The sequence below is a fragment of the Sporobacter termitidis DSM 10068 genome, from assembly GCF_900130065.1.
Lineage (GTDB): Bacteria > Bacillota > Clostridia > Oscillospirales > Oscillospiraceae > Sporobacter > Sporobacter termitidis.
Map to the genome: position 1 here is coordinate 15,453 of NZ_FQXV01000004.1, position 26,373 is coordinate 41,825.

Sequence of the window (26,373 nt, forward strand, 5' to 3'; positions counted from 1 at the left end):
TCGATCCAAACTTCGTAAAATACACGTCCTTCCGACGCGCTGACAAGGAGAAAGCCTTGAAAACCTTACTTATCACCGACAGCGATATGGCGCCCGCCGCGGAGATCATCCGGGGCGGCGGGCTTGTGGCCGTGCCCACGGAAACGGTGTACGGCCTGGCGGCCAACGGGCTGGACGGCGCTGCCGTCCAGAGGATTTACGACGTCAAGAACAGACCGGAGACAAAGCCCATCAGCCTTCTCGTCACCGGGATGGCGGACGTGGAAAAATTCTGCGCCGATATCCCGGACGCCGCCTATGCCCTCGCCGGGCGCTTCTGGCCGGGGCCCCTCACTATGGTCCTGAAAAAGCGGGACAACGTGCCCGATATCGTCACGGCGGGCGGGGCCACTGTCGGCGTTCGCTGTCCCGACCATCAAAAGACTCTTGAGCTCATCAGGCTTGCCGGCGTGCCGCTGGCCGCGCCGTCGGCCAATCTCTCCGGCGCGCCAAGCCCCAAAAACGTGGACGACGTCCTGAAGGTTTTTAACGGCAAAATCGCTTGTGCCGTCGACGGCGGACAGTGCACCGTCGGGATCGAGTCCACCATCGTCGACCTGGCCGACGGCCCGCCGAAGATCCTGCGGCAGGGCGGTCTTGCGCGCGCGGCGATCGAAGCTGCGCTGAGCGCCCGCCCGGAAGGCTGAGGCGCCGCCGCTATTATATTGTGGAGGCATTATGATTATAATAGGTATCACGGGCCCGTCCGGCGGCGGCAAAACGTCGGCGCTGCACGCGCTCCGGTCTCTCGGTGCGCTGATTATCGACTGCGACGCGGTGTACCATGAATTACTGTCGGGAAACGACGATATGCTCCGGGAGATCGGCGCCAATTTCGAAGGCGTCGTGACGGGCGATACGCTGGACCGTAAGGCGCTGGGAAAGATTGTTTTTTCGGAAGCGGCGGCGCTGGAAACGCTGAACGAGATCACCCACAAGTTTGTCAAGGTGGAAGTGGACCGCCGGTTAAAGGAGTACGAGGACAAGGGCGGCGCCCTGGCCGCCGTTGACGCCATCGCCCTCGTCGAGAGCGGGCTCGCCGCGCTGTGCGGCCTCGTCGTTGGCGTGACGGCGCCGGAGGAGACCCGTGTGCGGCGCATCATGGCCCGTGACAGCGTCAGCGAGGAGTACGCGCGCCTGCGTGTCGGCGCTCAGAAGCCGGAACTCTTTTTTTACGAAAATTGCGACTATGTGCTGATCAGTGATTGTGACACTGTGGAAGAATTTGAAGCCAAATGCAAAGTTTTTTTTATGGGAATATTAGGAGGAATGCATCGTGCCTGATCGTGATGAACTGTTTTACACAAGAAAAAATGCCTATGATACGATTTCTGAGGAAGAGAAAGCGCAGATAAACGCTTACTGCGAGGATTACAAGGGCTTTCTCGATAGTGCCAAGACGGAGCGCGAATCCGTCAACAAGGCCATAAGCCTGGCCGAAAGCGCCGGCTTCGTTCCGTATGAGCGCGGGGCGCAGCTCGCTCCCGGCAAAAAAATCTACAAAATTGTCCACGGAAAGGCGCTCATGCTGGCCGTCATCGGCAAAACGCCGCTCTCCGGCGGCGTCAATATCGCGGGTGCGCACGTGGATTCCCCGCGCCTGGACCTCAAGCAGAATCCGCTTTACGAGGACGGCGAGCTGGCGTTTTTCAAAACGCATTATTACGGCGGCATCAAGAAGTACCAGTGGGTGACGCTGCCTTTGAGCCTGCACGGCATCGCCGTCAAAAAGGACGGCACCTGCGTGGACGTCGTGATCGGCGAGGCGCCGGGCGATCCTATCTTTATGATCACGGACCTTCTGCCCCATCTGGACAAGGACCAGGCCAAAAAGACCCTCGGCGAGGCGTTCTCGGGGGAGAACCTGAATATCCTGATCGGCAGCCGGCCCACGGGCGGCGAGAAGGATACCGATCGCGTCAAGCACACGATCCTGCAGATACTCAACGAAAAATACGGCATCGTGGAGGAGGATTTCCTCTCCGCCGAGCTGGAGGCCGTCCCCGCGGCCGGCGCCAGGGATATCGGGTTTGACCGAACCATGATCGGCGCCTACGGGCAGGACGACCGTTCCTGCGCCTACGCGGCGCTCCGCGCCCTCCTGGATATCGGGACGCCGGAAAAGACGGCGGTCTGCGTCCTCGCCGACAAGGAGGAGGTCGGTTCCGACGGCGTCTCCGGCATGCAGTCGGCCGTCTTCGAGAATTTTATGGAAGACCTCTGCGATACCCAAAACGTAAAGCTCCGGCACTGCTTTGAAAACTCCTTCTGCCTGTCGGCCGACGTCTGCAACGCCTTCGATCCCAATTTTCCGGACGTGTCCGAAAAACGCAACGCAGCGAAGTTCAACTACGGCATGGGCATCCTGAAATATACCGGCGCCCGCGGCAAGTCCGGCTCGTCCGACGCCTCGGCGGAGATCGTCGCCAGGCTCCGCAAGCTCTTCGGTGACAAAGGCGTCGTCTGGCAGATGTCGGAGCTGGGTAAGGTCGATCAGGGCGGCGGCGGCACCATCGCCAAATATATGGCCAACCGGAATATCGACACCATTGACGCCGGCGTGCCGGTGCTGTCGATGCACGCGCCCTATGAGGTGACGTCAAAGCTGGACTGCTACATGACGTACAAGGGCATCAAGGCGGTCTACGATGAAAAATAAAGAGAACCTGCGCGCTGAAATTGACGCGTGGTTTGACAGCCACGCCGACGCGCTGGTGCGCGATCTCGGCACGCTGATCGCGGTCAACAGCGTCAGGGGAGAGGCGCTCCCCGGCAAGCCGTACGGAGAAGGGCCGGCGGCGGCGCTGGCCGCGGCCGGGCGTATTCTGGAGGAAAAGGGCTTCAAGCCGGTCAATTTTGAAAACCACGTCGTCACGGCGGATTTAAACGGGCAGGAGCCTACGCTGGGGATTCTCGCGCATCTGGACACGGTCACGGTCGGCGAGAGCTGGACCTCCGACCCCTTCACGCTCCAGGAGCGGGGCGGCGCCCTGTACGGGCGCGGCGTCATCGACGACAAGGGGCCGGCCGTCGCCGCCATCCACGCGCTGGAGGCCGCCCGGGCGCTGGCGCCGGAGCTCACCAAGGGTTGCCGGCTCATCCTCGGCTCCGCTGAGGAGACAGGCCATGACGATCTGGCCTTTTACAGGAAAACAAATAAAATGCCGCCCAGCGTCTTTACGCCGGACGCCGACTATCCGGTTGTCAATCTGGAAAAGGGCCGCTTTGTGCCGACCTTCGGCGCCGCGTGGGCGGAGAGCTCTGCTACGCCCTGCGTCGTGTCCGTCACCGGCGGCGCCACGGCCAACGTGGTGCCGAATCACGCCGAGGCCGTTGTCGAGGGCCTGCCGCTGGCGTACGTCCAGGCGCGCTGCTTCGAGTACGCGTCAAAATTCCATACGTCCATTTCCGCCGCCGCTTTTCATGACGGCGTGAAAATCACAGCCAGCGGCGTGGCCTCCCATGCCATGATGCCGCAGGAGGGACTCAATGCCCAGACGGCGCTGCTGGCGGTGCTCTCCGAGCTGCCGCTCCACAATTGTCCCGCCCTTACATGCATCAAGAAGCTCGCGGAGCTTTTTCCGCACGGCGACACGGCGGGGGAGACCCTGGGCATCGCGATGCGGGACGATATTTCCGGCCCCCTGACGCTCAATTTCGGCGTTCTGTCCCTGGGTCCCACGGGCTTTACCGCCAATTTCGACTGCCGCTCGCCCAAGTGCGCCACGGAAGAGAATCTGTACGACGTCACCGTCCGCGCCCTCACCGGCGCCGGCTTTACCGTCTCCGACATCCAAAAAACGCCCTGCCACCATACCCCGGCCGAGAGCCCCCTGGTGCAGACACTGTTGAAGGTGTACGAGGATTACACCGGCAATAAGGGCGAATGCATCTCCCTGGGCGGCCAGACATACGTCCACGATATCGACGGTGGCGTCGCCTTCGGCCCCTCGTTCCCCGGCGTCGACAACCGCCTCCACGGCGCCGACGAATTCATCAGCCGGAACGATCTGATACTCAGCGCTAAGATGTATACGCAGGCCATCATCGACATGTGTTCTTAATTTCCCCACGCGGCAGGCCGCGCGGGGGCCCCGTCCGCCGCGGCATAAATCTCGCTGGCGCTCGATTTTACGCGCTGCCCGGCGCGGCTCGCTGGCGCTCGTGGGGCTGCGCCTTGTGACACTGCCGGTGAACGAATGGCGCTCCGAGCCGGATGAAAGAATTTTCTGAGGGGAGTTACATATGAACGATAATTTTACGAAGGTTGTTTTGGCGGGGATACTTGTTTGCCTGGCCATCCTGGCATTTAAGCCCGCCCCGACAGCCACCGCTACTGCTAATCCGAGCATCGATACCGGCGAGCAGATTGTTCAGCTGGCACCTGACCGGATTGCCGTTGTTGATAACAGAACAAACTCGGGCATGCGGGGTACCGTTTTGGTCTACGATTATGACAGTACGGCCAAAACGTTCAGCTTTGCCGGGTCTTTTGATTATTCGGACTATTTTTCCAATCCACAGAAATACGGCCTGCCGCTCAATTAAAAATGAAGATGCATGGAAACACCTCTGCTGACAAACACTGTTGCAGAGGTGTTACTATGGACGACAATAAAATTGAAATAAATACCGACGTCAGCGAGCGCCGGGGCGACAGCGAGGCGGACGCCGAGAAAGAGCAGGTCGTCGGGGAGTATCAGCGGGCGCAGATCAAGGACATGGGTTCGGCCACGATGAAGAGCGACAAGGGCATCATTCACTGCCTGTCGATCATCGGGCAGATCGAGGGGCACCAGATACTCCCGCAGGAGACGAAGACGACAAAGTACGAGCACGTCATGCCCCAGCTGGCCGCCGTGGAGGAATCCGAGGAGATCGAGGGCCTGCTCATCCTGCTCAACACGGTGGGCGGCGATATCGAGGCGGGTCTGGCCATCGCCGAGCTCGTCGCCAGCATGAAAAAACCGACGGCGTCGCTGGTCCTGGGCGGCGGCCACTCCATCGGCGTGCCGCTGGCCGTCGCCGCCAAGCGCTCGTTTATCGCGCCCTCGGCGGCAATGACGATCCATCCGGTCCGCCTGACCGGCGTCGTTATCGGCGCGCCGCAGACATACAACTATTTCGGCAGGATACAGGAGCGGATCGTCCAGTTCGTCGTCAAAAATTCAAAGGTTGACCGGGACAATTTCATCAGCATGATGCTCAAGACAGGCGAGCTGGCCTCCGACGTCGGAACGGTGATTTACGGCGAGGAGGCTGTGGCCGGCGGGCTCGTCGACCAGGTCGGCGGACTGTCCGACGCGCTCAGCTGGCTCCATGGCCAGATCGATCTGGAAAAACAGAGGAAAGCGGCGGGAGGGGCCGCCGTTTTAAGCTCCTGATAAAGCTTCTTTGAGCCGACAAGAACCTACGCCGCGCCGCCGGGCAAGACACCCGCTGCGGCGCGGCGCTCCATGTGCCGGGCGGCCGTATCGGATAAAATACTGGTAATTGGGTGCGCAGTGTGATATTATATGATATCAAAGTGTGCATGCCTTAAGATATGGGCCGGCTTGGCCGGCATCCGTCAGGACGGCGTCAAACTCCGTGATATGGGGCGCGCTGAAGAGAAAATAAAAGTCCTGCGGTTATCGCGCGTTGGAGGGATAAGCATGTCGGTTTGGATGGCAATGTTGCTGGGGCTCTTGCAGGGCGTTACAGTATTTTTGCCGATTTCAAATTCCGGCCATCTGGCTGTTGTTGAGAATCTGCTGAAGCTGGATGTGCCCGCCGGCGGGCTTTTCGGCTTTTTTATGAATTTATCGACGTTCGTCTCTATTTTTATGGTCTTTCGGAAGGACCTGGGGCGGCTCCTTCAAGAGGGCGCCGAATTCCTGAGGGGACAGACAGACGAGGACCCCATGAGCGACGGGCGCCTGACGCCGCCGATCCGGCTGCTCTACTTCATCATCGTGGGCACGCTGCCGCTGATTCTTTCCGCACCGATCGGCAAACGGATCGACGTGCTGATGGGAAACACCCTGTTTATCGGGTTTGCCCTGATCGCCATGGGCATTCTGCTGTTTGTTACGGATAAGTTTTTAAAGCCCGGCAAGAAAAGCGAAAAGACGATGAACGTCAAAGACGCGTTTTTTATCGGTCTCGGACAGGCCTTCGCCGTTATCCCGGGCCTGTCGCGCACAGGCACGACCGTGACGGTCGGCCTGGTCTGCGGACTCAAGAGAGATTTCGCCGTCCGCTTTTCGATTTTCCTGTCGCTGCCTGCCCTGATCGTTTCGATTCTCAGCGGATTTTTCTCGCTTTTCAAAAGCGGCACCGAATGGTCGTCTTTTTTCGTCTATCTGATCGCCTTTGTGGTGTCGACGCTCACCGGCTATCTGGCTATCCAGATACTGCGCATGGCGTCAAGGAAGAGAAAGCTGAGGAACTTCGGGTATTATCTGTGGTTTGCCGGCATCGTCACGATTGTATTAACGTTAATTCTCTAGCTGTAGAGGTGGCTTATGGCACAAACGAAAAATAAAAGGAAAGGGAAGCCCGCCGCAAAATCCTCCGGGAAAACCACGTCCAGGCAGACGGCGGCCCCGCGGCGCCGGGACAAGACCCACGCCCGTGAAGCGGGCGCCATCTTTTGCCTGGTGCTCGGCGTCTTCTCGATCATCAGCTATTTCAGCGCCAGCGGCGTTTTTATCGGCTTTTTCAGCAGCCTGTTAAAAGGACTTTTGGGGTGGGGGTATTACACCGTCCCGCCGCTCCTCATCTTCTGTGCCGTCATCCTCGGCTTTCACCGGGGGCGGCCTGTCCGCTTCCGCGTCACCTGCACGCTGCTGCTGTCGGTGTCCGTGGCGGCGCTGCTGCATCTTTTGATCAGCAGGATATCGTACGAGGTCAGCTTTCCGATGTTCAAAGAGCTCTGGCTCAACGGCACGGCGCTGCACAGCGGCGGCGTGCTCGGCGGGGCCCTGTCGGAGATATTTACATACCTGTTCAGTAAAATCGGCGCCGCCGTGGTGCTCATCTGCTCCAGCGTCTTCTTCCTGCTGGCCGCGCTCAACAAAACGATTGCCGGGCTGATCGACGCCTACAGGAATCGGGAGCGGTACGCGCCGGAGCCAGAGCCGGAACGGGTGCCCGCGCCCGCCCGCGCGGCGGCCCCCGCCAGGGAAACGCCGATCGGCAGAAGCCAGCCGGAAATGGTCCGTTTCGGCGGCAGGGTGATCGACATCCCACTGGACGAGCCCCAGGTGTCCGGCGACCCGGAGCCCCTGAAGGTCAAAAAGCACACGGCGTTTTTCAATACGCATCCACGCGTCAAAACGCCCGATGAGGTCCTGGCCGGCGATGCGCAGGAAAAGCCGGAGGTGAAAGCCGACAGCGTCCCTGCTGAAACGGCCGCCAGAGACGTGCCTCTCGATATCCCGTTCCCGGAGAAAAAGCCGGCGCCGGAGAAAAAGCAGGAGGCCGTGCCCCCCGAGGCGCCGAAGCCGCCGGCGAAGACCGAGCCGGAAAAACCGGAGCCGGAGAAGACGGGGACTTCCTACGTCTATCCGACGATGGACCTCTTAAGCACGAATACGGCCGGGCGGGTTGACGGCTCGGAGGAGGTCCGGCTGAACATCGAGCGGCTGGAGGCCGCCTTCAAAAGCTTCGGCGTCAACGTCAAGATCATCAGCTATACCCGCGGGCCAACGGTGACGCGGTACGAGGCGGAGCTGGAGGCCGGCGTCAAGCTCAACCGTCTCACGAGCCTTGCCGACGACATTGCGCTGTCCCTGGGCGCCAACGGCGTGCGCATCGCGGCGATGCCGAATAAAATCTCCACCGTCGGCATCGAGGTCCCCAACAAACTGATCAGCAAGGTCCTGCTCCGGGACATCATCGACTCGCCGGAATTCAAAAACGCGTCGTCAAAGCTCACCTTCGCCATCGGCAAGAATATCGGCGGCGAGGCCATCGTCGGCAACATCTCCAAGCTGCCGCACATGCTAGTCGCCGGCACCACCGGCTCGGGCAAATCCGTCTGTCTCAATTCACTCATTCTGAGCATATTATATAAGTCCACGCCCGAAGAGGTCCGCTTCATCATGATCGACCCGAAGATGGTGGAGTTCCGTGTCTACAACGGCATACCGCATCTGCTGGTGCCTGTCGTCACCGACGTCAAAAAGGCCGCCGGCGCACTCCAGTGGGCCGTTGTGGAAATGATGAAGCGCTACCGCACGTTTTCAGAGGCCAACGCCCGCGACCTGGAGAGCTACAACAAGCTTATGAAAAACTCGGAGGAGGAAGGCGCCGCCACGCTTCCGCAGATCGTCGTGGTCATCGACGAGCTGGCCGACCTGATGCTGACGGCCGCCAAGGAGGTGGAGGAATCCATCTGCCGCGTCGCCCAGATGGGCCGCGCCGCCGGCGTCCACCTGATCATCGCCACCCAGAGCCCCCGGGCCGACGTGATCACCGGCCTGATGAAGGCCAACATCCCGTCCCGCATCGCCCTGAAGGTGTCCAGCGCCCTGGAGTCGCGCATCATCCTTGACGCCGGCGGCAACGCGGACAAGCTCGTGGGCAACGGCGACATGCTGTACGCGCCCATCGGCGTGAACAAGCCGATCCGTATCCAAGGCACCTGGGTCTCCGATTCCGAGCGCGAAAAGGTCGTGGAGTTCGTCAAAAAGAGCGGCGACGCCCAGTACAACGAGGAAGTCATCCATCAGATCGACAAGGCCGCCGAAGAGAAATCCTCGAACGGCAAAAAGGAAGAGCCGGAGGAGGGCGGCGACGATTACGACGAGCTGTTGCCCCAGGCGGTGGAGATCATCTTCGAAACGGGACAGGCGTCCGTTTCCATGCTGCAGCGGCGGCTCAAGCTCGGCTACTCCCGGGCGGCCCGCATCGTCGATCAGATGGAACAGCGGGGCATCGTCGGGCCCTTTGAGGGTTCAAAGCCGCGACAAATGCTCATCAATCGCTCCCAGTGGCATGAGATGCAGTTCGTCCAGGGCACCGCGCCCATCGGCGACCCGGAAGTCGAGGTTGAAGAGGCCTCGGAAACCGAAGACGCCCCATTTTAATTGACCCACCCACCCGTTTCCCCACGCGGCAGGCCGCGCGGGGGCCCCGAATAATTTAATCTGCCGGGCGGAAATGAATTCCGCCTCGGCATAAATCTCGCTGGCGCTCGATTTTACGCGCCACCCGGCGCGGCTCACTGTCGCTCGCGGGCTCCGCCCCGACCCCAAACCGTAGGGGACACCGCCCTCGGCGTCCCCTGGCTCCCTCAGACGAGGGAGCTGTCGCCCGCAGGCGACTGAAGGAGGGAGCTTTCTCCGCGCCGCACAGGCTTTTTCCGGCGCTTTACATTGCCTCTTCAAGGGGCAATGCTAACTCCCCGTGGGGGACGCCGTCCTCGGCGTCCCAAGGCTCACACAGACCGGGGCGCTTTGCGCCGCCCTCAGGATAAGGCTTTAAGCACAATCACCACAATACCCGGAAACCGGAGGAGAATATATGGCAATCGATAAAAAATGGCTTGATGAGATGGAGGCAAAAATCCCGAAGGGCAAGGTGCGTACGCGTTTCGCGCCCAGCCCGACGGGGTATATGCATGTGGGCGGCCTGCGGACGGCGCTTTATACGTATCTGATCGCCAAAAAGATGGGCGGGACGTTTATCCTGCGCATCGAGGATACGGACGACAAGCGCTTTGTGGAGGGCGCCACGGAGATCATCGTCCGCACGCTGAAAAGCGTCGGCCTTGATTACGACGAGGGGCCGGACGCGGGCGGACCCAGCGGGCCTTATATCCAGAGTGAGCGCAAGCCGCTTTACCGCCCATACGCGGAGCTGCTGTGCGAGACGGACGCGGCGTATTACTGCTTCTGCAGGCATGTGGAGCACGACGAGCGTGACCACGAGGACTTGGGGCTCGTGGCCGAGACGGAGGACCCGTGCCGCAGTCTTTCGTATGAAGAGGCAAAGCGGCGCGCCGACGCGGGCGAGCCCCACGTCATCCGCATGAAAACGCCCCGGGAGGGAACCACCTCGTTCCACGACGAAATCTTCGGCGATATCACCGTAGAGAACAAAACGCTGGACGATATGGTGCTTTTAAAAAGCGACAACCTGCCCACGTATAACTTCGCCAACGTCGTGGACGATCACCTCATGGGCATCACCCACGTTATCCGCGGCAGCGAATATCTCTCCTCCGCGCCAAAATACAATCTGCTGTATGAGGCGTTCGGCTGGGAGATTCCCGTCTATATCACCGTCTCGCCGATCATGCGGGACGCGCAGCATAAGCTTTCCAAGCGCCACGGGGACCCCTCCTACGAGGACCTTTTAAAGCTCGGCTACGTGTCGGACGCGGTCGTCAACTACGTGGCGCTCCTGGGGTGGAGCCCCGGGGGCGAGCGTGAGATTTTCACGCTTTCCGAGCTGTCGGAGATTTTCGATGTCGGCGGCATTTCGAAATCCCCGGCGATTTTTGATATTGATAAGCTGACGTATTTCAACGCCGAATATATCCGGGCCATGGCGCCGGACAAATTCGCCGCGCTCGCCGCGCCGTATATCCGCGCGGCCGTGAAAAATCCGGCCATCGACATTGGCGCGGTCGCCGCCATCCTGCAGCCGCGCTGCGAAAAGCTGACGGATATCCCCGAGAAGATCGACTTTTTCGATAAGCTGCCAGCATATGAAACGGCGCTGTATGTCCACAAAAAATCGAAGACCGATGAGGCGGTCTCGCTGAAAATGCTCGAGATTGTCCGGCCGGTGCTTGAGGCGCTGGCGCCGTGGTCGCTGGAGGCCATTCACGACGCGCTGATGGGCCTGGCCGAAAAGCTGGAGCTCAAAAACGCGACGCTCCTTTGGCCGCTCCGCATCGCGCTCGCCGGCAAAGCAGTGACGCCCGGCGGCGCCGTGGAGATATGCCACATACTGGGCAGGGAAGAGACGCTTCGCCGCATCGATATCGGCATAGGGAAATTGTCCGGGGGGAAGCTATGAACAAGACGCTGAAAAAAGTACTCATTTTCATCCTGGCGCTTATTGCCGTCGTCCTCGTGATTTTCCTGATCGAGCTGCTTGTGCCGAGGCAGTCGGGCGGGCCGGACCTCACGTCGCCGGCCGTTTCGGACAGCCCGTCGCCGACGCCGTCTGAAAGCGCATCGCCGTCGCCCAGCCTGTCGCCCTCGCCCTCTCCGTCGGAGGACGGCGCCGTGACGACGGAGGAAACGGCGGATGGCACCAAATACAATGTCACGATACCCGAGGCGTCGGCCTCATACTCAATCACGGCTGATAGCGCCCTCTTTACACATTCCAGGGAGAACGGCAGCGACCTGTTCAAGTCAAATAAGGATGAAAGCGAATATCTGAGGATCGATTTCGTCAAGGGCGCCAAGGCGGCGGCTCTGGCCCCGAGCATCATGGATTCCTATATCAACTATACGAATTTTGAACAGTCCGGACAAAATTATATCGACGGCACGCAGATATCCGGCGAGACGGTGACGGCGGACGACGGCAAAACGCAGGTGACGGCTTGGCTCGTCGACACCGATAAGGGCGTTTTGACGGTGGCGATCAGCCTCAGCCTGTCGGACAAGGCGTCCCAAACGCCGCAGCTTGATAAATTGCTGTCGTCTTTGACGATCAATGAGTAAATAACCGGTACGCCAAGCATATTTTGCAACACATACGGCGCCTCTTTGTGGTAACGATAAAACCATAAAGGGGCGCTTAGTGTCGTTTTATTGGGAAATGGAGCCAATGCGGCAAAAAGCGCCCCCAACTGGGATAAACGGAGCATGAACTATGAAAATAAACAAACGAAGAAAAAAAATCGTATTACTGACGAGCTATATCCTCGCGGGATTCGTGGTGCTGGGCGGCGCGGCGTACCAGAATCATCTACAGGCGGAAGCGTACAGGCTCCAGCTGGAAAACGGCTATCAGCACGCCTTTGACGAGCTCGTTTCCGGCGTCGGAGAGCTGGACTCGGCGCTGCAGAAGACGCTGTACGCCACGACGCCGTCCATGGTCAGCTCCGTCTGCGCCGAGGTCTACGGCAAGGCGCAGGCGGCGCAGTACGCGCTGGGCGAGCTGCCGTTTTCATCGTATAAATATCAGAACATGTCGAGCTTTATCTCAAAGGTCGGCGATTACGCCTATATGCTTTCAAAAAAAGCGTCCTCCGGGTCAGAGAGCACGGAGGAGGACCACCAAAACCTCCAGAAGCTGTCCGATACGGCGTCCGTCCTGTCGACAAACCTCAACCAGCTCATGTGGGACACGAACACCTCGGGCATGTCCGTGGCGAAAATCGAGAATCTGAGCGATTCGGCCTCAAAGGTCGGGGACGACGCGACGTCGGGCGTCCTGCAGGACAGCTTTTCCGTGATGGAAGGGGAGTTCCCGGAGACGCCCTCCCTCATATACGACGGGCCGTTTTCTTCCCACATCGCCGGCATGACGCCAAAGCTTTTAGAGGATAAGAGCGATATCACCTCCGACGAGGCGCTCAAAAAGGCCGCGGCTTTTATCGGAATGAAGTCCAGCGCCATCAAGTCCAACGGCGAGCGCGGCGGAAATCTGCCGGTCTATATGTTCTACGCCAACGTCGGCGGCGGGACGGTCAGCTTTGAGGTCACGAAAAAGGGCGGATATATCTCCGCGGTGTTCAACTCCCGTCTCGTCAAGTCAAGCGTGATCTCCGCGGATGACGCGGCGAAAATCGCCTCGCGGTTCCTGAGCAAAAAAGGCTATAAAAACATGAAGCAGAGCTATCAGATGAAAACCGGCAACACGCTGACGATCAACTTTGCCTATACCCAAAACGACGTTATCTGCTACACGGACCTCATCAAGGTTTCCGTCGCGCTCGATAACGGCAACATCGTCGGGTTCGAGAGCCAGGGATATATCATGAACCATGCGGACAGAGATATCCCGGCCGCCAAGGTCTCGGAAAAAGACGCCGTGAAAAAGGTGTCGTCATACCTCAAGGTCCTCTCCCACAACATGGCGATCATCCCTACCGCGGGAAAGAACGAGGTCTTCTGCCATGAATTCAAGTGCGAAAACGGGAACGGGAGCCACTATATCGTCTACGTCAACGCCCAGACTGGGAACGAGGAGAAGATCCTGATCCTTCAGGAAACGGATCAGGGCACGCTGGCCATGTAAGCGCGGCAAATAAATCGACCCGGAACCGGGACGCGGCACCGCCGCGTCCCGGTTTTGCGCGGCTTGCTGCACGCCGAGGCCCGGTGGCGAAAAACGGCGGCGGCCATATAATGGGTAATGGACTATTACCCATGAAAGGACGCTTTTGTCGTTGGATCAGTCTAAAACGCCGCTGTTTGACGCCGTCAAAAAATACGCGGAGGATAAGGTCATACCGTTTCATGTGCCGGGCCATAAGCAGGGGAACGGCCTGAGGGAGTACGGGGCCTATTTTGGCCAGAGCGTCCTGAAAACGGACGTCAACGGCATGGAGGGCCTGGACTTTTACAACAACCCCTCGGGCGTGATACTGGAGTCGGAGCAACTCCTGGCCGAGGCTTACGGCGCCGCTCACGCGTTCTTTCTCGTTAACGGGACCACGGCCGGCGTCCAGGCGATGGTCCTCAGCGCCTGCAAGCCGGGAGATGAGCTCATCCTGCCGAGGAACGCGCACAAATCGGCGGTGGGCGGAATGATCTTAAGCGGGGCCGTGCCCGTATACGTGCAGCCGGAATACAGCGAAGAGCTGGGAATCGCCATGAGCGTCACCCCCGGCGCCGTTGAGCGGGCGATACGCGCCCACAGCGGGGCGGCCGCGCTGCTTTTGCTAAATCCCACGTATTACGGGGCCGCCGCGGACATCGAAACGCTGGTGCAGCTGGCGCATTCCGCCGGGGTGGCGGCGCTGGCTGACGAGGCCCACGGCGCCCATCTGCCTTTTCATCCCGGGCTGCCGCTCTCCGCCATGGCCGCCGGCGCCGATATGAGCGCCGTCAGCCTGCATAAAACGGCCGGCGCACTGACGCAGTGCTCCGCGCTGCTCCTGAGCGGCGGCTGTGACCCGGCGCGGGCCGGACAGGCGCTCAGCCTGCTGAGCACCGCCAGCGCGTCGTACATTTTGATGTGCTCCATCGACCTTGCCAGAAAGCAGCTGGCCCTGCGGGGCGAGGAAATGCTCGACGAAACGCTCCGGCTTGTCCGGCTGGCGCGGCGGGAGCTTGCCGCCGTCGACGGGCTGCGCGTCTTCGGTCGGGAGCTTATCGGTACGCCGGGCTGCTTCGATTTTGACGAGACAAAGCTCGGCGTCAGCGTCAGGGACCTGGGATATACAGGGTATGAAGTCGAGGAGAAACTGCGGAAGGAATATAACATCCAGATCGAGCTGTCGGACATGTACAACATCCTGGCCGTCGTAACGCTGGGCGACAGCGCGGAGAACCTCCGCCGCCTCGTCGATGCGCTGAAGGACATCGCCCGGCATCCGGCCGCCCGGAAAAGTATTTGTAATACGATCATCCCGGAGATACCGGATGTGGCCGAGGCCCCCCGCGAGGCCTTTTTCGGCAAAAAAAAGGCGGTCCGCCTCGAAGACGCCGCCGGAGAGATCGCGGGGGAGATGCTCATGGCGTACCCGCCCGGGATACCGGTTATCGGCATCGGCGAGCGTATCACGGGGGAGACCGTTGCGTATATCAGGCTTCTGAAGACGGAAAAGTGCCAGCTGCAGGGGACGGCGGACCCCGCCGTCGATTATATTGAGGTGCTGGCGAAAAGCGGCGGCTTCAGATGATCAGAATCAAACCGACAATGGCCAGACAGGCGCCCAGCAGATTCGTAAAGGTCAGGCGCTCGTGCAGGAAGAGGATGGCGCATAGAATCGTCACGACCGGGGAACAGGACATGATAAGCATGACGATGGAGGCCGAGCCCCGCTTCAGCGCGGCGAAATAGGCCAGGTCGCCGATGAGCGTGGCGAGCAGGGCCTCGACGATCAGCAGGAGAAGAGTCCTCGCCGGAATATTTCGCAGCTCGCCGATACTGCCGCTGAACGTCAGCCACAGCAGAATAACGGCCGCCGTAAAGAACGTCCTGACCGACAGGCCGACGACGGGATTGACGTTTTCCAGGCCCATTTTGGCAAAAAACGGCGCTATGCCCCAGCAGATCATGCCGATGATGGCAAAAAAATAAACCATACGACGTCACTTCCTGTTGTTTGTTCAACTATATGTGTTGTCCCACCGGGTTAGAATGGACATCAAATATTTCTCCGCGGCGCGCAAATACTACATATGTTTGCTCTGGCGGCGCGGGGCTGATTTTCAGAAAAGGGCGTGGGAGCATCAGATTATCTGTAAATATCAAAAGGCTTTTTGTTTTTGTCCTGGGCTTGTCCGTCACGGCCGGCTGCCTGACCGGCGGCGCCGGCGCCGGAGCGGTGCCGGCGGAGCTCTCCGGGCGGCCCGGCTTCGACCCGTTCCTGCGCGCCTCGCTCCTCTCCGGCCCCACAACGCAGGTGCCGTGGCAGAACGACCCGGCGTTCAACGCGGCGAAGAAGGAAAACGGCTGCACGGCTCTGCTGGCGGCGTATAAAACCGTCCTCAGGGACCCGCTGCCGGGCGAGGAGGGCAACGTGCATCTCGCCGCGCGTTACATCCGCGGCGCGCTTGTCCCGCCGGGAGAAACCTTTTCGCAAAACGAGACGGCGGGCCCGTATACTGCCGAGCGGGGCTACGACAGCGGGCCCACATATATGGGGACGCTCTATTCCGAGACGATCGGCGGCGGCGTGTGCAAAATCGCCTCCACACTCTTTAACGTGGCGGTCCTCTCGGACCTTGCCATCGTGGAACGGCACACCCACAGCATGCCCGTCCCTTACGTGCCCTACGGCCAGGACGCCACCGTCTATTACGGGGCCAAGGACCTGAAGTTCAAAAATACGACGGGCGCGCCCATCCTCATCTGGGCTGAGGGCATCGACAATATCCTGTATATCGGCTTTTACGGCCAAAGCGTCCCGCCGGAGCTGGTATGGCACCACGACGTGCTGAACGTATACCGGGCCCCGGTCGTCTACCGCGACAATACAAAGCTCCCGAAAGGCACCGAGCATGTCCTCCACGAGGGGATGGACGGCGCCGCCATCCGCTCGTGGATCACGCGCTTTCATTCCGACGGCACCAGCGACGTGCGCGAAATGGGCACCCACTACTATAACCCTTTGTCCTGGATCATCGAAAGAAACAATTAACGGCGGGCATTCGGCGAACGAAATTCGCCCCTACGTGAGATATACCGTAGGGGCGAACTGCGTTCGCCTTCCGTTACATAGGTTATTCAGCCGTCACACCAGCGCGCCCAACAGGAGGATTTCCTCGTTTTGACTGTAGATCGTGGGGAACTGGCTGACCGGCACCGGATTGACGCCGAGGCCCACCTCAATGGTAAAGCCGGGCCGCCTGTATTCCTGGATGAACCAGTCCTTATACCCGGCATATGACGCCTCCTCGGGATTTGCCGCGATGGCGTAGCCGCTGACGCGGGAGAAAAGCTGCGCGATGGTCGTGGACTCGGGCGGCTCGAGATTTTCAAACTGATAAAAAATGACGTTCCCCTGCGTGTGGTAAGCGATGACGAGCCGGAAATCGTGCTGCCGGGTGAAATTGGCCATGCTGACCGTCTCCGGCTCGCTGAGCGGTCCGGGCCCGCCGTAATCCCTGGGACCCGGGCCGGTGATGCCCTGCTCCAGCTCGTACTGACGGCCGCGCTCCCATTCGGCGGGGTAATTCAGATTGAGGTCGGTGCCCCTGATATTGGCCTTCCACACGCTGGGGAGGGGGAGCCCCGTCCGGTTGAGCTGCGCCGCCTGGCGGTACGCGTCGGCCGAATAATTGGGCCAGTAGTTCACCAGATCCACGCCGTCGGGATTCACCATCGGCACGATATAAATGCTGGTCCGGCTCCAGATGTCGGGGATGCTGTAGTTCCCCAGCCGGCCGCCGACGGAGAAGGCCCTGGAGACGTTTTCGATGAATTTCATCAAAAGCGGCGTGGTGATCCATTCGTTGGCGTGGTGGGCGGCGTTGTAAAAGACCTGATTGGTCCCGCGCCCGAGACGGACGGCATAGAGGCTTTTGCCCATAACGCTCGTCCCGATGCTGCTGACCTCCAGAAAGGGATACCGGGCCCGCAGACCCCGGAGCTGCCGGGAAAGGATATCGTATGTATAGTCGATATCGGTATAGACCACGTCGATCCCGTAGGGGACGGTGAGGTGCTGGCCGATATAAAGATTGTTCGGGTTGATGCCCGGGTTTGCCGTCAGGATGGCGTTTTCCGTTGTGTAAAACCGCCGCGCGATGGCGTAGACCGTGTCTCCGGGGCGGACGTTATAGTCGTCGTAGCCCAGCAGGAGGCGTTCCATGGCGGCCCAGGTGGCGGGCCCGACGACGCCGTCCGGCGTCAGCCCGTAATCCTGCTGGAACTGAATAACGGCCTGACGCGTCCTGGAGCCGAAGGCCCCGTCGACCGCGCCGGCGCTGTAGCCGATCCTGTTTAGAAGACTCTGTATGAGCTTGACGTTCGGGCCGGTGGAGCCCAACAATAAAGTTTCCATTTCATTCCCTGCTTTTCTAGTTTGTATATTCTATTTCGCGGGGGGAGAAATGTGGCTGTCCGGCGGGTGGAATTTGATCCGGCCGCGGAGAGAAGCGCCGGGGCGGGATGTTTTGCGCGTATGATGCGCCCGGCGCGGTCATATGATGTAGCAACGACTTTGCAAGGAGACGCGCCATGAGGACAGCGAGGACTGAACGCCTGTTTTTGAACAGCCGGTTCCTGCTGTTTTTTATGAGCCAGAATTTTGTGAGCTGCGGCGCGTTTGTCCAGGTGGTCGCCGTGGCGAAGCTGATCGTTTCGATGACCAATTCCGGACTTTTGGCGGGCTTTTCCATCGTCTGCGCGCCGCTGCCGGGCGTCCTGCTGTCGCTCGTTGCCGGCGGGCTGGGCGACAGATTTAAGGCGCGGAATCTGCTGCTGCTCTGTGACATCCTGCGCGGCGGCCTCGTCATCTCGTTCTCCTTCTGCCGGACGGTGCCGTCGCTTTTTATCGTCATGATGCTCTCGGGGCTTTTGGACGTCCTGTACAGTCCGGCCAGGAACAAGACGCTGGCGGCGCTGCTGACGAAGGACCAGCTGCTCCGGGGAAATTCGCTCCTCAGCGGCGGATACGGCGTCGTCAGCCTGATCATGCCGGCGCTCACGGGTGTCGTGCTCGGCCGGAGCGGGGCCGCCACGGTCTTTTTTGTGGGCGGTGCCTTCTATTTTCTGTCCGCGCTGACGCTCTCGTATCTGCACGTCGGCCGGCAGCCGGTCGGACCGCCGCGGAGCGCCCCCGGCGAGGTGCTGCGAGGGCTCCGCTACTGCTTTGACAGCGCGCCGCTCAGACAGACTATCCTGACCATGGCCGTCGTCGATTTTGCCGCCGTCTCCGTCAACATCGCTTTTTACTCCTATGCCTTCGATACCCTCAGGGTGACGAGCGCCTATTGGGGCCTGCTCCTGTCCGTCCTTTACGGGATGAACGTCTTTGCGATGCTCTTTCTGGTGCGGCATCAGAAGACGCTGGGCGGCAATTCCTTCGCCTTCGCCAACCTGTTCCTTGCCGTCGTTGCGCTCGTATGGTGCTTTAACTCCACAACGCGCAGCCTGCCCGCCATTCTCGGGACCACCGCTGTGGAGGGGTTCAGCACCGCGCTGAGTGCGACGCTGCTGGTGACGACGCTGCTGAAAACGGCGCGGGCCGACTATACGGCCAGGGTGTCGGGTGTCCGGGACCTGTGCTCTTCTGCCGCAAAGCTTCTGGGTATCGGGGTGACATATATCCTCATGCATTTTTTCGACGCCCAGGCGGTCTTCATCGCCGGCGCCGGCGCCATCCTGCTTTCCGTGATCTTCCGGGCCCTGAGTGCGCCGTTGGTGAAAACGGGCGGCAGGGTGCCCGGGCGCGCCTTGAAAGGAGATGCTTCTCATGAGTAACGACACAGCCTGCTTCTGCGGGAGCGGAAAGAAACACGCGGATTGCCACGGCCATATCCGCTGTGACAGCCTCGTTGCAAAGCTCTACCGGCTCCAGGCGCGGTGCGGCGCCGCGAATGGTTCCGCCTGCCGGAGCCCCTTGCGGTCCCAGTGCTTCCTCGTCTCTGAAGCTGAGTTTGTTCAGCTTTTGGACGACATGCTGCGCCATTGGACGGCGGAGGAAATCCGGCAGGTCGTCGACCGGTCGTGGGAGTGCCGGCGATACCTGGAAGCCGAGCGCCCGGATATCGCGGAGAAAGCCGGGGGAAAAACCACGCCCGGCGAGCTTGCGTCGCTGAACGAGACGGCGCTGCCCTTCCCGTGTGTTTTTCTCAGGGGGGAGGACTGCGCCGCCCGCCGCGTCAGGCCGCTTTTGTGTCTCGGCTGCGGCGCGTCCATCGATTTTGTGCTGTTGAGGTACAAAGACGGCGTGCTCGTCCGCCGCCCGGCCCCGCTTTTTTACTATTTCACGCTGATCTTCCGCGACGGCGTCCTCCCGGACAATATACCGGACGCCCCGTTTTACCGCGACATGCTCACCCTCAGCGAAGCCGATTATATTGAAAAGCTCGCGGAATACGCCGAGCTCAAAACCGCGTCATTCTGAACGACGTAAAGAATCTCCGGGTACCTTGCCGCTTGCGCCGGCATAAGGTTACCCGGAGATTCTTCGTTGCTTTGCATTTCAAAAGGATATTCAGCCTGCGGATGAACGCCGCCGGGCACTACGCGCCCGTATAGCGCTCCAGAAACTGCTTTGTCCGTTCCTCTCTGGGATTTGTGAAAATCTCCTCCGGCGGGCCCTGCTCCACCACGACGCCGCCGTCCATAAAGAGGAGCTTGTCGGAGACCTCCCGGGCAAACTGCATCTCGTGGGTGACGATGACCATCGTCGTCTTCCGTTCGGCGAGGCTGCGGATGACCTTTAAAACCTCGCCGGTCAGCTCCGGGTCTAGGGCCGACGTCGGCTCGTCAAAGCAGAGAATGTCGGGGTGCAGGGCCAGAGCCCTGGCGATGGCCACGCGCTGCTGTTGACCGCCTGAGAGCTGGTGGGGGTAGTACTCCAGCTTGTCCGACAGGCCGACCTGGTCGAGGATCTCCCGGGCGTTTTTGTCGATATCAGAGAGGAGCGTCTTTTTGTTGTCCTTGTAATCGGGCCGCTCTTTGGCGAGGAGCTCCGAGGCGAGCGTCACGTTTTTGAGCGCCGTAAACTGGGGGAACAGGTTGAAGGACTGAAACACCAGCCCGAAGTGCAGCCGTTTTCTGCGGACCTCGCTGTCCGAAAACGTGGACGGATTGACGCCGTCGAAAATGACCTCGCCGCCGACGCTGATGGTGCCGCCGTCGGCCAGCTCGAGGAAATTGAGGCACCGGAGCAGCGTCGTCTTGCCGCTGCCGGACGAGCCGATGATCGCCAGCGACTCGCCCTTTTCCAAAGAAAAGTCGATGCCGTTCAAAACGCAGACGGCGCCGAAGCACTTCTTCAGATTCTTGACTTCCAGAATCGCCATATCGCGCCCTCCTAAACCCTGAAATAGCTGAGCCTGCGCTCAATATACCCGAACAGCAGCGTCAGTATGCCGCAGAACAAAAGGTAAAACACGCCCGTGTAGAAAAGCGGCCACACGAGGCCCTTTGTCCTGACAATAGATTCCGCCGCCATGATGATTTCGCCGAAGGAGATAATGCGCGCCAGCGACGTGTCTTTAACGAGCGTGATGATCTCGTTGGACATGGGCGGCACGATGCGCTTGATGACCTGCAGCAGGATGACTTTAAAAAATATCTGGGACTTCGTCATCCCAAGAACCTGGCCCGCCTCATACTGGCCCCGCGGCACGCCTTCGATGCCGCTCCTGTATATTTCAGAAAAGTACGCCGAGTAGTTGATGATGAATGCAATCAGTACAGCCGTCAGTCGTGATTGGGACGGCGAGTCAAACAGGAGGCCCGGCACGTAGAATATCATGATGACCTGAAGCATTAACGGCGTCCCGCGGATGATCCAGACAAACGTTTTTGTCAGCCATTTGAGTGGCCTGAATCGGCTCATTGAGCCGAAGGAGACAACCAGTCCCAGCGGCGCCGCACAGACCAACGTGATAACAAAAATTAAAACTGTCGAATAAAAGCCTTCGAGCAGCATCTGCGTTACAGCCATAAAGCTCATGTTAACGGTTAGTCCTTTCACGCTTTTGTCGGTTGGACAGTTTACAAGGGCAGGAGTTTGAACTCCTGCCCCTATTTTAATAAAAAATCAGCAGTTGATATTACGCGGTGACCAGCAGGTCCGCCAGACTGTATTTATCGGCGACCGTCTTGAAGGTGCCGTCTTTCTGGAACTCGGCGATTACGTCGTTGAACTGCGCCACAGCTGTGCTGTTCAGGCGGAAACCAATGGCGTAGAACTCGCTGTCGCCCAAATTGATGCCCGTGACGATCTGCAGATCGGAATAATCTGTCCCGGGACCTGTCAGGTATGAGGCCATCGTGTAGTCGAGAACGGCCGCGTCGGATGTGCCGGCCTTAACTTCAAGCAGAGCGTTCGCTTGCGAATCCACAGGGGTATATGTTGTATCCGCCAGATTGACGGATATTGCCTCCTCGCCGGCGGAGCCCTTTTCCGCGACAATAGCGGCGCCTTTCAGGCTGGCGGCGTCCTTGTATTTGTCCGCGTTTGAGGCCTTCACCACGACAACCTGGCGGTTTGTAAGATAATTACTTGTGAAAGCCATATTTTCCTTACGGTCTTCCATCACGGTCAGGCCGTTCCAAATGCAGTCGATATTCTTGGATTTAAGCTCTAATTCCTTGGAATCCCAGTTAATAATCTCAAACTTGGGTTTGACGCCGAGTTTGGCACAGGCAGCTTCGGCAAATTCGGTATCGAAACCGATCAGAGTCTTTCCATCCTTGTCGTAAAAGTTCATTGGCGCGGTCTCGGTGATGCCGATAACGAGCTCGCCCTTTTGCTTTATGTAGGCCCAATCGTCGTCGGCGGCTGCGGATGCGCTGGGGGACGCGGCGCCGCTTGCGCCGGACGGGCTGGTTGTGGCGGTGTTGCCGGTCGCGCAGCCGGCGAGGGCCAGGACGAGCAGCAGCACACATACGATACTGATAAACCTTTTCATTTTATTCCTCCATAAGGCAATGTCAGAGCTATCATAACGCAACTGCAAAGCAGCTATTTCATGTCCGGGGCGCGGGCGCCGGCAACGCGAAGTAATACCTGCTTGTACGGTCAGCTATGATACGGCCGTTCGCGCACATGGAGCGCGAGGGCTTTAATCCGGCGCGCGCCGCCTGAGACGGTGCGTGGCCGATACAATGAATGCAGAGTTCATTATATCACATCAGTTCGCTAATGCAATAATCAAACGGGATTTTCATGAAATACATAAAAAATAACGTTAAAAATACGTAAACTGCGTCAAAGGGGACAATAGCCGAACAACTGTTGAAAAGGCAATGAAGAAGTATTAAAATAATGCTGTCAACATTACGACAGGAGGCGACGTCCTTTGGCGTTTACACATCTGCATGTCCACAGCGAATACAGCCTTTTAGACGGCGCCTGCCGCGTGAAGGACCTGGTCGCCAAATCGCGCGAGTTGGGCTTTGACGCCGTGGCCGTCACGGATCATGGCGCCATGTACGGCGTCATCAATTTTTACAAGGAAGCCGTTAAGGCCGGTATCCGCCCGATCATCGGCTGCGAGGTCTACGTCGCCGCGCGTTCCCGCTTCGATATGGAGCACAACACCGACGCGGGCCGGAACCATCTCGTCCTTCTGTGCAGGAATATGACCGGCTATAAAAACCTCTGTATGCTCGTCAGCCGCGCGTACACGGAGGGCTTTTACATCAAGCCGCGCGTCGACATGGAGCTTTTGCGGGAATATCACGAGGGGCTCATTGCGCTGTCCGCGTGCCTCGCGGGAGAGATCCCGCAGCTTATTCTGCAGGGGAATTACGATGCGGCGAAAGCCAAAGCGCTGGAAATGCGCGATATTTTCGGGCCGGACAGCTTTTATCTCGAGCTGCAGGACCACGGTATCCAGGAGCAGAAGACGGTCAACGCCGATATCGTTAAAATCAGCGGCGAGACGGGCATACCGCTCGTGGCGACAAACGACGCCCATTACATCGCCAAAAAGGACGCCGCGGCGCAGGATGTTCTCATGTGCATCCAAACCGGCAAAACGGTAAACGACACCGACCGGATGCGCTTTGAGACCGAGGAGTTTTACTTAAAGTCCGAGGAAGAGATGCGCGCGCTGTTCCCGCAGCAGGCCGAGGCCTGCGACAATACCGCCAAAATCGCCGCCATGTGCAATATTGAGTTTGAATTCAACAAGTACCACCTGCCGGAATTCAAGCTGCCGGAAGGGGTCGTTGCCGCGGAATATCTCAGGGAGCTCTGCCTCAAGGGGTTTGAGAAGAGATACGGCGAGGGCAGGGAAGAGGTGAAGGAGCAGCTCTTCTACGAGCTGGACATGATCGAGCGCATGGGCTTTACCGACTACTTCCTCATCACCTCGGACTTTATCGCCTACGCCAAGCGCGAGGGGATACCGGTGGGGCCGGGCAGGGGCTCGGCGGCCGGGAGCGTCGTGTCCTACTGCCTGGACATCACCACGGTGGACCCCATCAAATACGGCCTCTACTTCGAGCGGTTTCTAAATCCCGAACGGGTCAGCATGCCGGATATCGACATCGACTTCTGCGAGCGCCGGCGGGGCGAGGTCATCGACTATGTCAAGCGCAAATACGGCGAGGACCATGTGGCGCAGATCGTCACCTTCAACACACTGAAGGCGAAAAACGCTGTCCGTAACGTTGCCAAGGCCATGGGCTTCACCTTTGCCGAGGAAAACGAGCTGGCCCGCGAGGTGCCCAGCGTTCTCAACATCAAGCTGGCCGACGCGCTGGCCACGTCGAAGCGCCTTAAAGAGATGTACGACGGAGACGAACGCATCCGGCGCGTCATCGATACGGCCATGGCGCTGGAGGACATGCCCAAGGATTCCGGCACCCACGCCGCCGGCGTCGTCATCACCAAAAGCCCCGTCTGCGAGTATGTCCCGCTGACGCTGTCGAAAAAGGACGACTCCATTGCCACCCAGTACGTCATGACGACGCTGGAGGAGCTGGGCCTTTTGAAAATGGACTTTCTGGGCCTTCGCAACCTCACCGTCATCCGCGACGCCGAGGCGGAGATACGGAAGACAGAACCCGGCTTCTCCGTGGACGATATTCCCGACGGCGACAAGCCCACCTACGATATGCTGACGGCGGGCAAGACACTGGGCGTCTTCCAGCTGGAGTCCAGCGGCATGACCGGCGTGGCCACCGGCCTCGGGCCGAAGAGCATCGAGGACATCACGGCCATCATCGCGCTCTATCGCCCCGGCCCGATGGATTCCATCCCGCGCTTTCTTGAGAACAACAGGCATCCCGAGAGGATCACCTATAAGCATCCGCTCCTGGAGCCGATTCTGCGCGTCACGTACGGCTGCATCGTTTATCAGGAGCAGGTCATCGAGATATTCCGTAAGCTCGGCGGCTTTTCGCTGGGCCAGGCCGATATGATCCGCCGGGCCATGTCCAAGAAAAAGCAGGCTGAGATCGAAAAGGAGCGCAAAACCTTCATCGACGGCGACCCGTCGCGGGACATCTGCGGCGCCGTGAAAAACGGCATCTCCCGCGAGGTGGCCGGCAGCATCTACGACGAGATCTACGATTTCGCCAACTACGCCTTCAACAAGGCCCATGCCGTGGCGTACGCCGTCGTCTCCTATCAGACGGCGTACCTGAAGTGTCATTATCCCAGGGAGTACATGGCGGCGCTTCTGTCCTCCGTACTGGACTTTCCGGAAAAGATCGCGGAATATACGGAGGAGTGCCGGGTGATGGGCATAAAGCTCCTCCCGCCGGATGTCAACGAGTCGGGCGATATGTTCTCCGTGAGCGGGGACAATATCCGTTACGGCCTTGTGGCCGTCAAGAACATCGGCCGCGGTTTTATCCGCGATCTGATGGCGGAGCGGGAGTCGGGCGGGCCCTTTCGCGATTTTGAGGAATTCTGCCGCCGGATGTACGGCGGGGATTTAAACCGCCGCGCCCTCGAAAGCCTCATCAAATGCGGCGGCTTCGACAGCTTCGGTGTGAAGCGCCGCCAACTGGTAATGATCTGCGAGACGGCCCTGGAGAGCGTCGCCGCCGCCAAGCGCCGGAACGTGGACGGCCAGATGGACCTTTTCGGTTTTGGCGCCGCGCCGGACGAGCCGGCCGCCGTCCAGAAGATACCGCTGCCCGACGTACCGGAATACACCACGCGCGAGCTGATGGCCATGGAGCACGAAGTCACCGGCCTCTACCTGACGGGGCATCCGATGGACGAATACGCGCAGGCCGTCCGCCGTCTCGGCGCCGCCTCCATCGGCAAAATCCTCGCCGACTTTGCCAGGGAGGGCGGCAACACGGAGTTCCGCGACGAGCAGCAGGTGACGATCGCCGGGGTCATCTCCGCCGTCAAGACAAAGACGACCCGCAACAACAGCCTTATGGCGTATATCACCATAGAAGACGGGACGGGCAGCATGGAGCTGCTGGCCTTCCAGCGCGCCCTCGATACCGGCGGCGTCTACGTCAAGGAGAATCTGCCCGTTTACATTACCGGGAAGCTGTCGGCCCGCGACGAAAAGGAGCCGCAGCTGGTGGTGGATACGATCCGGCCGCTGTCCGATATGGACGCGATGCCCGGCGAGGCGCCCCCCGGCGAAAAGAAGCTTTACGTCAAGGTGCCCAGCGAAAACGACGCCGGCTACGAGCGGTTGAAGCTCATCCTGGTCATGTTTCCCGGCAACGAACAGATGGTTTTATATTTTGACGACACAAAAAAACGGCGCGGCGCCCGCTGCGTCCTCCACGAGGCGCTCATCACGGAGCTGCAGGGCATGTTCGGGCGCGACAACGTGGTACTTAAATAGCCCACCCACCTGCCCGAGTAAGGTATAGGGCTGTGCCCGCCCCCTCAAGAGCCCGCGCTTCGCGCGAGGCGCCATGGGGTTGCGCCCCATATCCCGAATAGGTCGGCAAATCTTCCGATTTTTATGTATGGGCGATTATTAATCGCCCGTCCCGTTTCCGCTATTCTCGCGTCACTGCGTAGGGCGCGGCTTCCCAGACGCGCCACGCTTTTTCCTGCGGGTTTTTTCTTCGCCGATAATGTGGCCATTG

Annotated in this window: 21 protein-coding genes; 16 read left to right on the forward strand and 5 right to left on the reverse strand. The window is 59.6% G+C overall.

Going from position 1 to position 26,373, the window contains the following annotated elements; genetic code table 11:
* Window positions 1–56: 56 nt before the first annotated feature.
* From BUB60_RS06890 to BUB60_RS06945, 12 genes are all read left to right on the forward strand, one after another.
* Window positions 57–686, forward strand: coding sequence for an L-threonylcarbamoyladenylate synthase (locus BUB60_RS06890; RefSeq protein WP_073077094.1), 630 nt, complete (start codon window positions 57–59; stop codon window positions 684–686).
* A 31-nt stretch (window positions 687–717) separates the two neighbouring features.
* A complete protein-coding gene (coaE, locus tag BUB60_RS06895; RefSeq protein ID WP_073077096.1) occupies window positions 718–1,323 on the forward strand; it encodes a dephospho-CoA kinase in 606 nt (201 codons plus the stop codon).
* On the forward strand, window positions 1,316–2,698 hold the full coding sequence (locus tag BUB60_RS06900) for an aminopeptidase (RefSeq protein ID WP_242941166.1): 1,383 nt from the start codon (window positions 1,316–1,318) through the stop codon (window positions 2,696–2,698). Before coaE ends, BUB60_RS06900 begins: the two co-directional genes overlap by 8 nt.
* Complete coding sequence (locus BUB60_RS06905) at window positions 2,688–4,103, forward strand: Sapep family Mn(2+)-dependent dipeptidase (RefSeq protein WP_073077101.1); 1,416 nt, start codon at window positions 2,688–2,690, stop codon at window positions 4,101–4,103. Before BUB60_RS06900 ends, BUB60_RS06905 begins: the two co-directional genes overlap by 11 nt.
* 181 nt (window positions 4,104–4,284) lie before the next feature.
* Window positions 4,285–4,587 (forward strand): hypothetical protein, encoded by a 303-nt coding sequence (locus BUB60_RS06910; RefSeq protein ID WP_073077103.1) that lies wholly within the window; start codon window positions 4,285–4,287, stop codon window positions 4,585–4,587.
* A 56-nt stretch (window positions 4,588–4,643) separates the two neighbouring features.
* Entirely contained in the window at window positions 4,644–5,423 is a 780-nt protein-coding gene (locus BUB60_RS06915) for a ClpP family protease (RefSeq protein WP_073077105.1), read from the forward strand.
* A gap of 270 nt (window positions 5,424–5,693) precedes the next feature.
* The gene (locus tag BUB60_RS06920) at window positions 5,694–6,530 is read left to right on the forward strand and encodes an undecaprenyl-diphosphate phosphatase (protein ID WP_073077107.1); all 837 of its coding nucleotides are present in this window, start codon (window positions 5,694–5,696) and stop codon (window positions 6,528–6,530) included.
* Between the two features lie 15 nt (window positions 6,531–6,545).
* Window positions 6,546–9,113 carry a DNA translocase FtsK gene (locus BUB60_RS19735; protein WP_073077109.1) on the forward strand — a complete coding sequence of 856 codons (2,568 nt, stop codon included), beginning with the start codon at window positions 6,546–6,548 and terminating at the stop codon, window positions 9,111–9,113.
* A gap of 436 nt (window positions 9,114–9,549) precedes the next feature.
* A complete protein-coding gene (gltX, locus tag BUB60_RS06930; RefSeq protein WP_073077111.1) occupies window positions 9,550–11,052 on the forward strand; it encodes a glutamate--tRNA ligase in 1,503 nt (500 codons plus the stop codon).
* Entirely contained in the window at window positions 11,049–11,711 is a 663-nt protein-coding gene (locus BUB60_RS06935) for a hypothetical protein (RefSeq protein ID WP_073077113.1), read from the forward strand. Before gltX ends, BUB60_RS06935 begins: the two co-directional genes overlap by 4 nt.
* A gap of 151 nt (window positions 11,712–11,862) precedes the next feature.
* A complete protein-coding gene (gene ypeB, locus BUB60_RS06940) occupies window positions 11,863–13,233 on the forward strand; it encodes a germination protein YpeB (protein WP_084726316.1) in 1,371 nt (456 codons plus the stop codon).
* A 151-nt stretch (window positions 13,234–13,384) separates the two neighbouring features.
* A complete protein-coding gene (locus BUB60_RS06945) occupies window positions 13,385–14,842 on the forward strand; it encodes an aminotransferase class I/II-fold pyridoxal phosphate-dependent enzyme (protein WP_341444159.1) in 1,458 nt (485 codons plus the stop codon).
* On the opposite strand, the gene BUB60_RS06950 is transcribed toward BUB60_RS06945, so the two are convergent.
* Window positions 14,835–15,248: an EamA family transporter gene (locus BUB60_RS06950; protein ID WP_073077117.1), complete on the reverse strand. Its 414-nt coding sequence runs from the start codon at window positions 15,246–15,248 to the stop codon at window positions 14,835–14,837. The two genes, BUB60_RS06945 and BUB60_RS06950, sit on opposite strands and share 8 nt — an antisense overlap.
* A 194-nt stretch (window positions 15,249–15,442) precedes the next feature.
* Between BUB60_RS06950 and BUB60_RS06955 the strand changes: the two genes are divergently transcribed.
* The gene (locus BUB60_RS06955) at window positions 15,443–16,306 is read left to right on the forward strand and encodes a VanW family protein (RefSeq protein WP_073077119.1); all 864 of its coding nucleotides are present in this window, start codon (window positions 15,443–15,445) and stop codon (window positions 16,304–16,306) included.
* A gap of 93 nt (window positions 16,307–16,399) precedes the next feature.
* On the opposite strand, the gene BUB60_RS06960 is transcribed toward BUB60_RS06955, so the two are convergent.
* A complete protein-coding gene (locus BUB60_RS06960; protein ID WP_073077121.1) occupies window positions 16,400–17,671 on the reverse strand; it encodes a M14 family metallopeptidase in 1,272 nt (423 codons plus the stop codon).
* Window positions 17,672–17,847: 176 nt separating this feature from the next.
* On the opposite strand from BUB60_RS06960, the gene BUB60_RS06965 reads away from it, so the two are divergent.
* Both BUB60_RS06965 and BUB60_RS06970 read left to right on the forward strand, forming a co-directional pair.
* Window positions 17,848–19,092: an MFS transporter gene (locus BUB60_RS06965; protein WP_073077123.1), complete on the forward strand. Its 1,245-nt coding sequence runs from the start codon at window positions 17,848–17,850 to the stop codon at window positions 19,090–19,092.
* Window positions 19,085–19,738 (forward strand): SEC-C metal-binding domain-containing protein, encoded by a 654-nt coding sequence (locus BUB60_RS06970; RefSeq protein ID WP_073077125.1) that lies wholly within the window; start codon window positions 19,085–19,087, stop codon window positions 19,736–19,738. The genes BUB60_RS06965 and BUB60_RS06970 overlap by 8 nt, the downstream gene beginning before the upstream one ends.
* 118 nt (window positions 19,739–19,856) lie before the next feature.
* Here BUB60_RS06970 and BUB60_RS06975 read toward each other — a convergent pair whose 3' ends face one another.
* The 3 genes from BUB60_RS06975 to BUB60_RS06985 all read right to left on the reverse strand — a co-directional run bounded on the left by BUB60_RS06975 (window position 19,857) and on the right by BUB60_RS06985 (window position 22,262).
* Complete coding sequence (locus BUB60_RS06975; RefSeq protein ID WP_073077128.1) at window positions 19,857–20,642, reverse strand: amino acid ABC transporter ATP-binding protein; 786 nt, start codon at window positions 20,640–20,642, stop codon at window positions 19,857–19,859.
* A gap of 11 nt (window positions 20,643–20,653) precedes the next feature.
* Window positions 20,654–21,301, reverse strand: a complete 648-nt coding sequence (locus tag BUB60_RS06980) for an amino acid ABC transporter permease (RefSeq protein WP_073077131.1) — start codon at window positions 21,299–21,301, stop codon at window positions 20,654–20,656.
* Window positions 21,302–21,401: 100 nt separating this feature from the next.
* On the reverse strand, window positions 21,402–22,262 hold the full coding sequence (locus tag BUB60_RS06985; RefSeq protein WP_073077133.1) for a transporter substrate-binding domain-containing protein: 861 nt from the start codon (window positions 22,260–22,262) through the stop codon (window positions 21,402–21,404).
* 390 nt (window positions 22,263–22,652) lie between these two features.
* On the opposite strand from BUB60_RS06985, the gene BUB60_RS06990 reads away from it, so the two are divergent.
* A complete protein-coding gene (locus tag BUB60_RS06990; protein ID WP_073077135.1) occupies window positions 22,653–26,123 on the forward strand; it encodes a DNA polymerase III subunit alpha in 3,471 nt (1,156 codons plus the stop codon).
* Window positions 26,124–26,373: the final 250 nt, after the last annotated feature.

Bases quoted from the DNA above. Each gene is read 5' to 3' on its own strand.
- ypeB (WP_084726316.1), top strand. From the start codon at position 11,863: ATGAAAATAAACAAACGAAGAAAAAAAATCGTATTACTGACGAGCTAT.
- BUB60_RS06985 (WP_073077133.1), bottom strand. From the start codon at position 22,262: ATGAAAAGGTTTATCAGTATCGTATGTGTGCTGCTGCTCGTCCTGGCC.
- BUB60_RS06970 (WP_073077125.1), top strand. From the start codon at position 19,085: ATGAGTAACGACACAGCCTGCTTCTGCGGGAGCGGAAAGAAACACGCG.
- BUB60_RS06920 (WP_073077107.1), top strand. From the start codon at position 5,694: ATGTCGGTTTGGATGGCAATGTTGCTGGGGCTCTTGCAGGGCGTTACA.
- BUB60_RS06960 (WP_073077121.1), bottom strand. From the start codon at position 17,671: ATGGAAACTTTATTGTTGGGCTCCACCGGCCCGAACGTCAAGCTCATA.
- BUB60_RS06950 (WP_073077117.1), bottom strand. From the start codon at position 15,248: ATGGTTTATTTTTTTGCCATCATCGGCATGATCTGCTGGGGCATAGCG.
- BUB60_RS06935 (WP_073077113.1), top strand. From the start codon at position 11,049: ATGAACAAGACGCTGAAAAAAGTACTCATTTTCATCCTGGCGCTTATT.
- gltX (WP_073077111.1), top strand. From the start codon at position 9,550: ATGGCAATCGATAAAAAATGGCTTGATGAGATGGAGGCAAAAATCCCG.
- BUB60_RS06905 (WP_073077101.1), top strand. From the start codon at position 2,688: ATGAAAAATAAAGAGAACCTGCGCGCTGAAATTGACGCGTGGTTTGAC.
- coaE (WP_073077096.1), top strand. From the start codon at position 718: ATGATTATAATAGGTATCACGGGCCCGTCCGGCGGCGGCAAAACGTCG.
- BUB60_RS06915 (WP_073077105.1), top strand. From the start codon at position 4,644: ATGGACGACAATAAAATTGAAATAAATACCGACGTCAGCGAGCGCCGG.
- BUB60_RS06975 (WP_073077128.1), bottom strand. From the start codon at position 20,642: ATGGCGATTCTGGAAGTCAAGAATCTGAAGAAGTGCTTCGGCGCCGTC.
- BUB60_RS06980 (WP_073077131.1), bottom strand. From the start codon at position 21,301: ATGAGCTTTATGGCTGTAACGCAGATGCTGCTCGAAGGCTTTTATTCG.
- BUB60_RS06965 (WP_073077123.1), top strand. From the start codon at position 17,848: ATGAGGACAGCGAGGACTGAACGCCTGTTTTTGAACAGCCGGTTCCTG.
- BUB60_RS06910 (WP_073077103.1), top strand. From the start codon at position 4,285: ATGAACGATAATTTTACGAAGGTTGTTTTGGCGGGGATACTTGTTTGC.
- BUB60_RS19735 (WP_073077109.1), top strand. From the start codon at position 6,546: ATGGCACAAACGAAAAATAAAAGGAAAGGGAAGCCCGCCGCAAAATCC.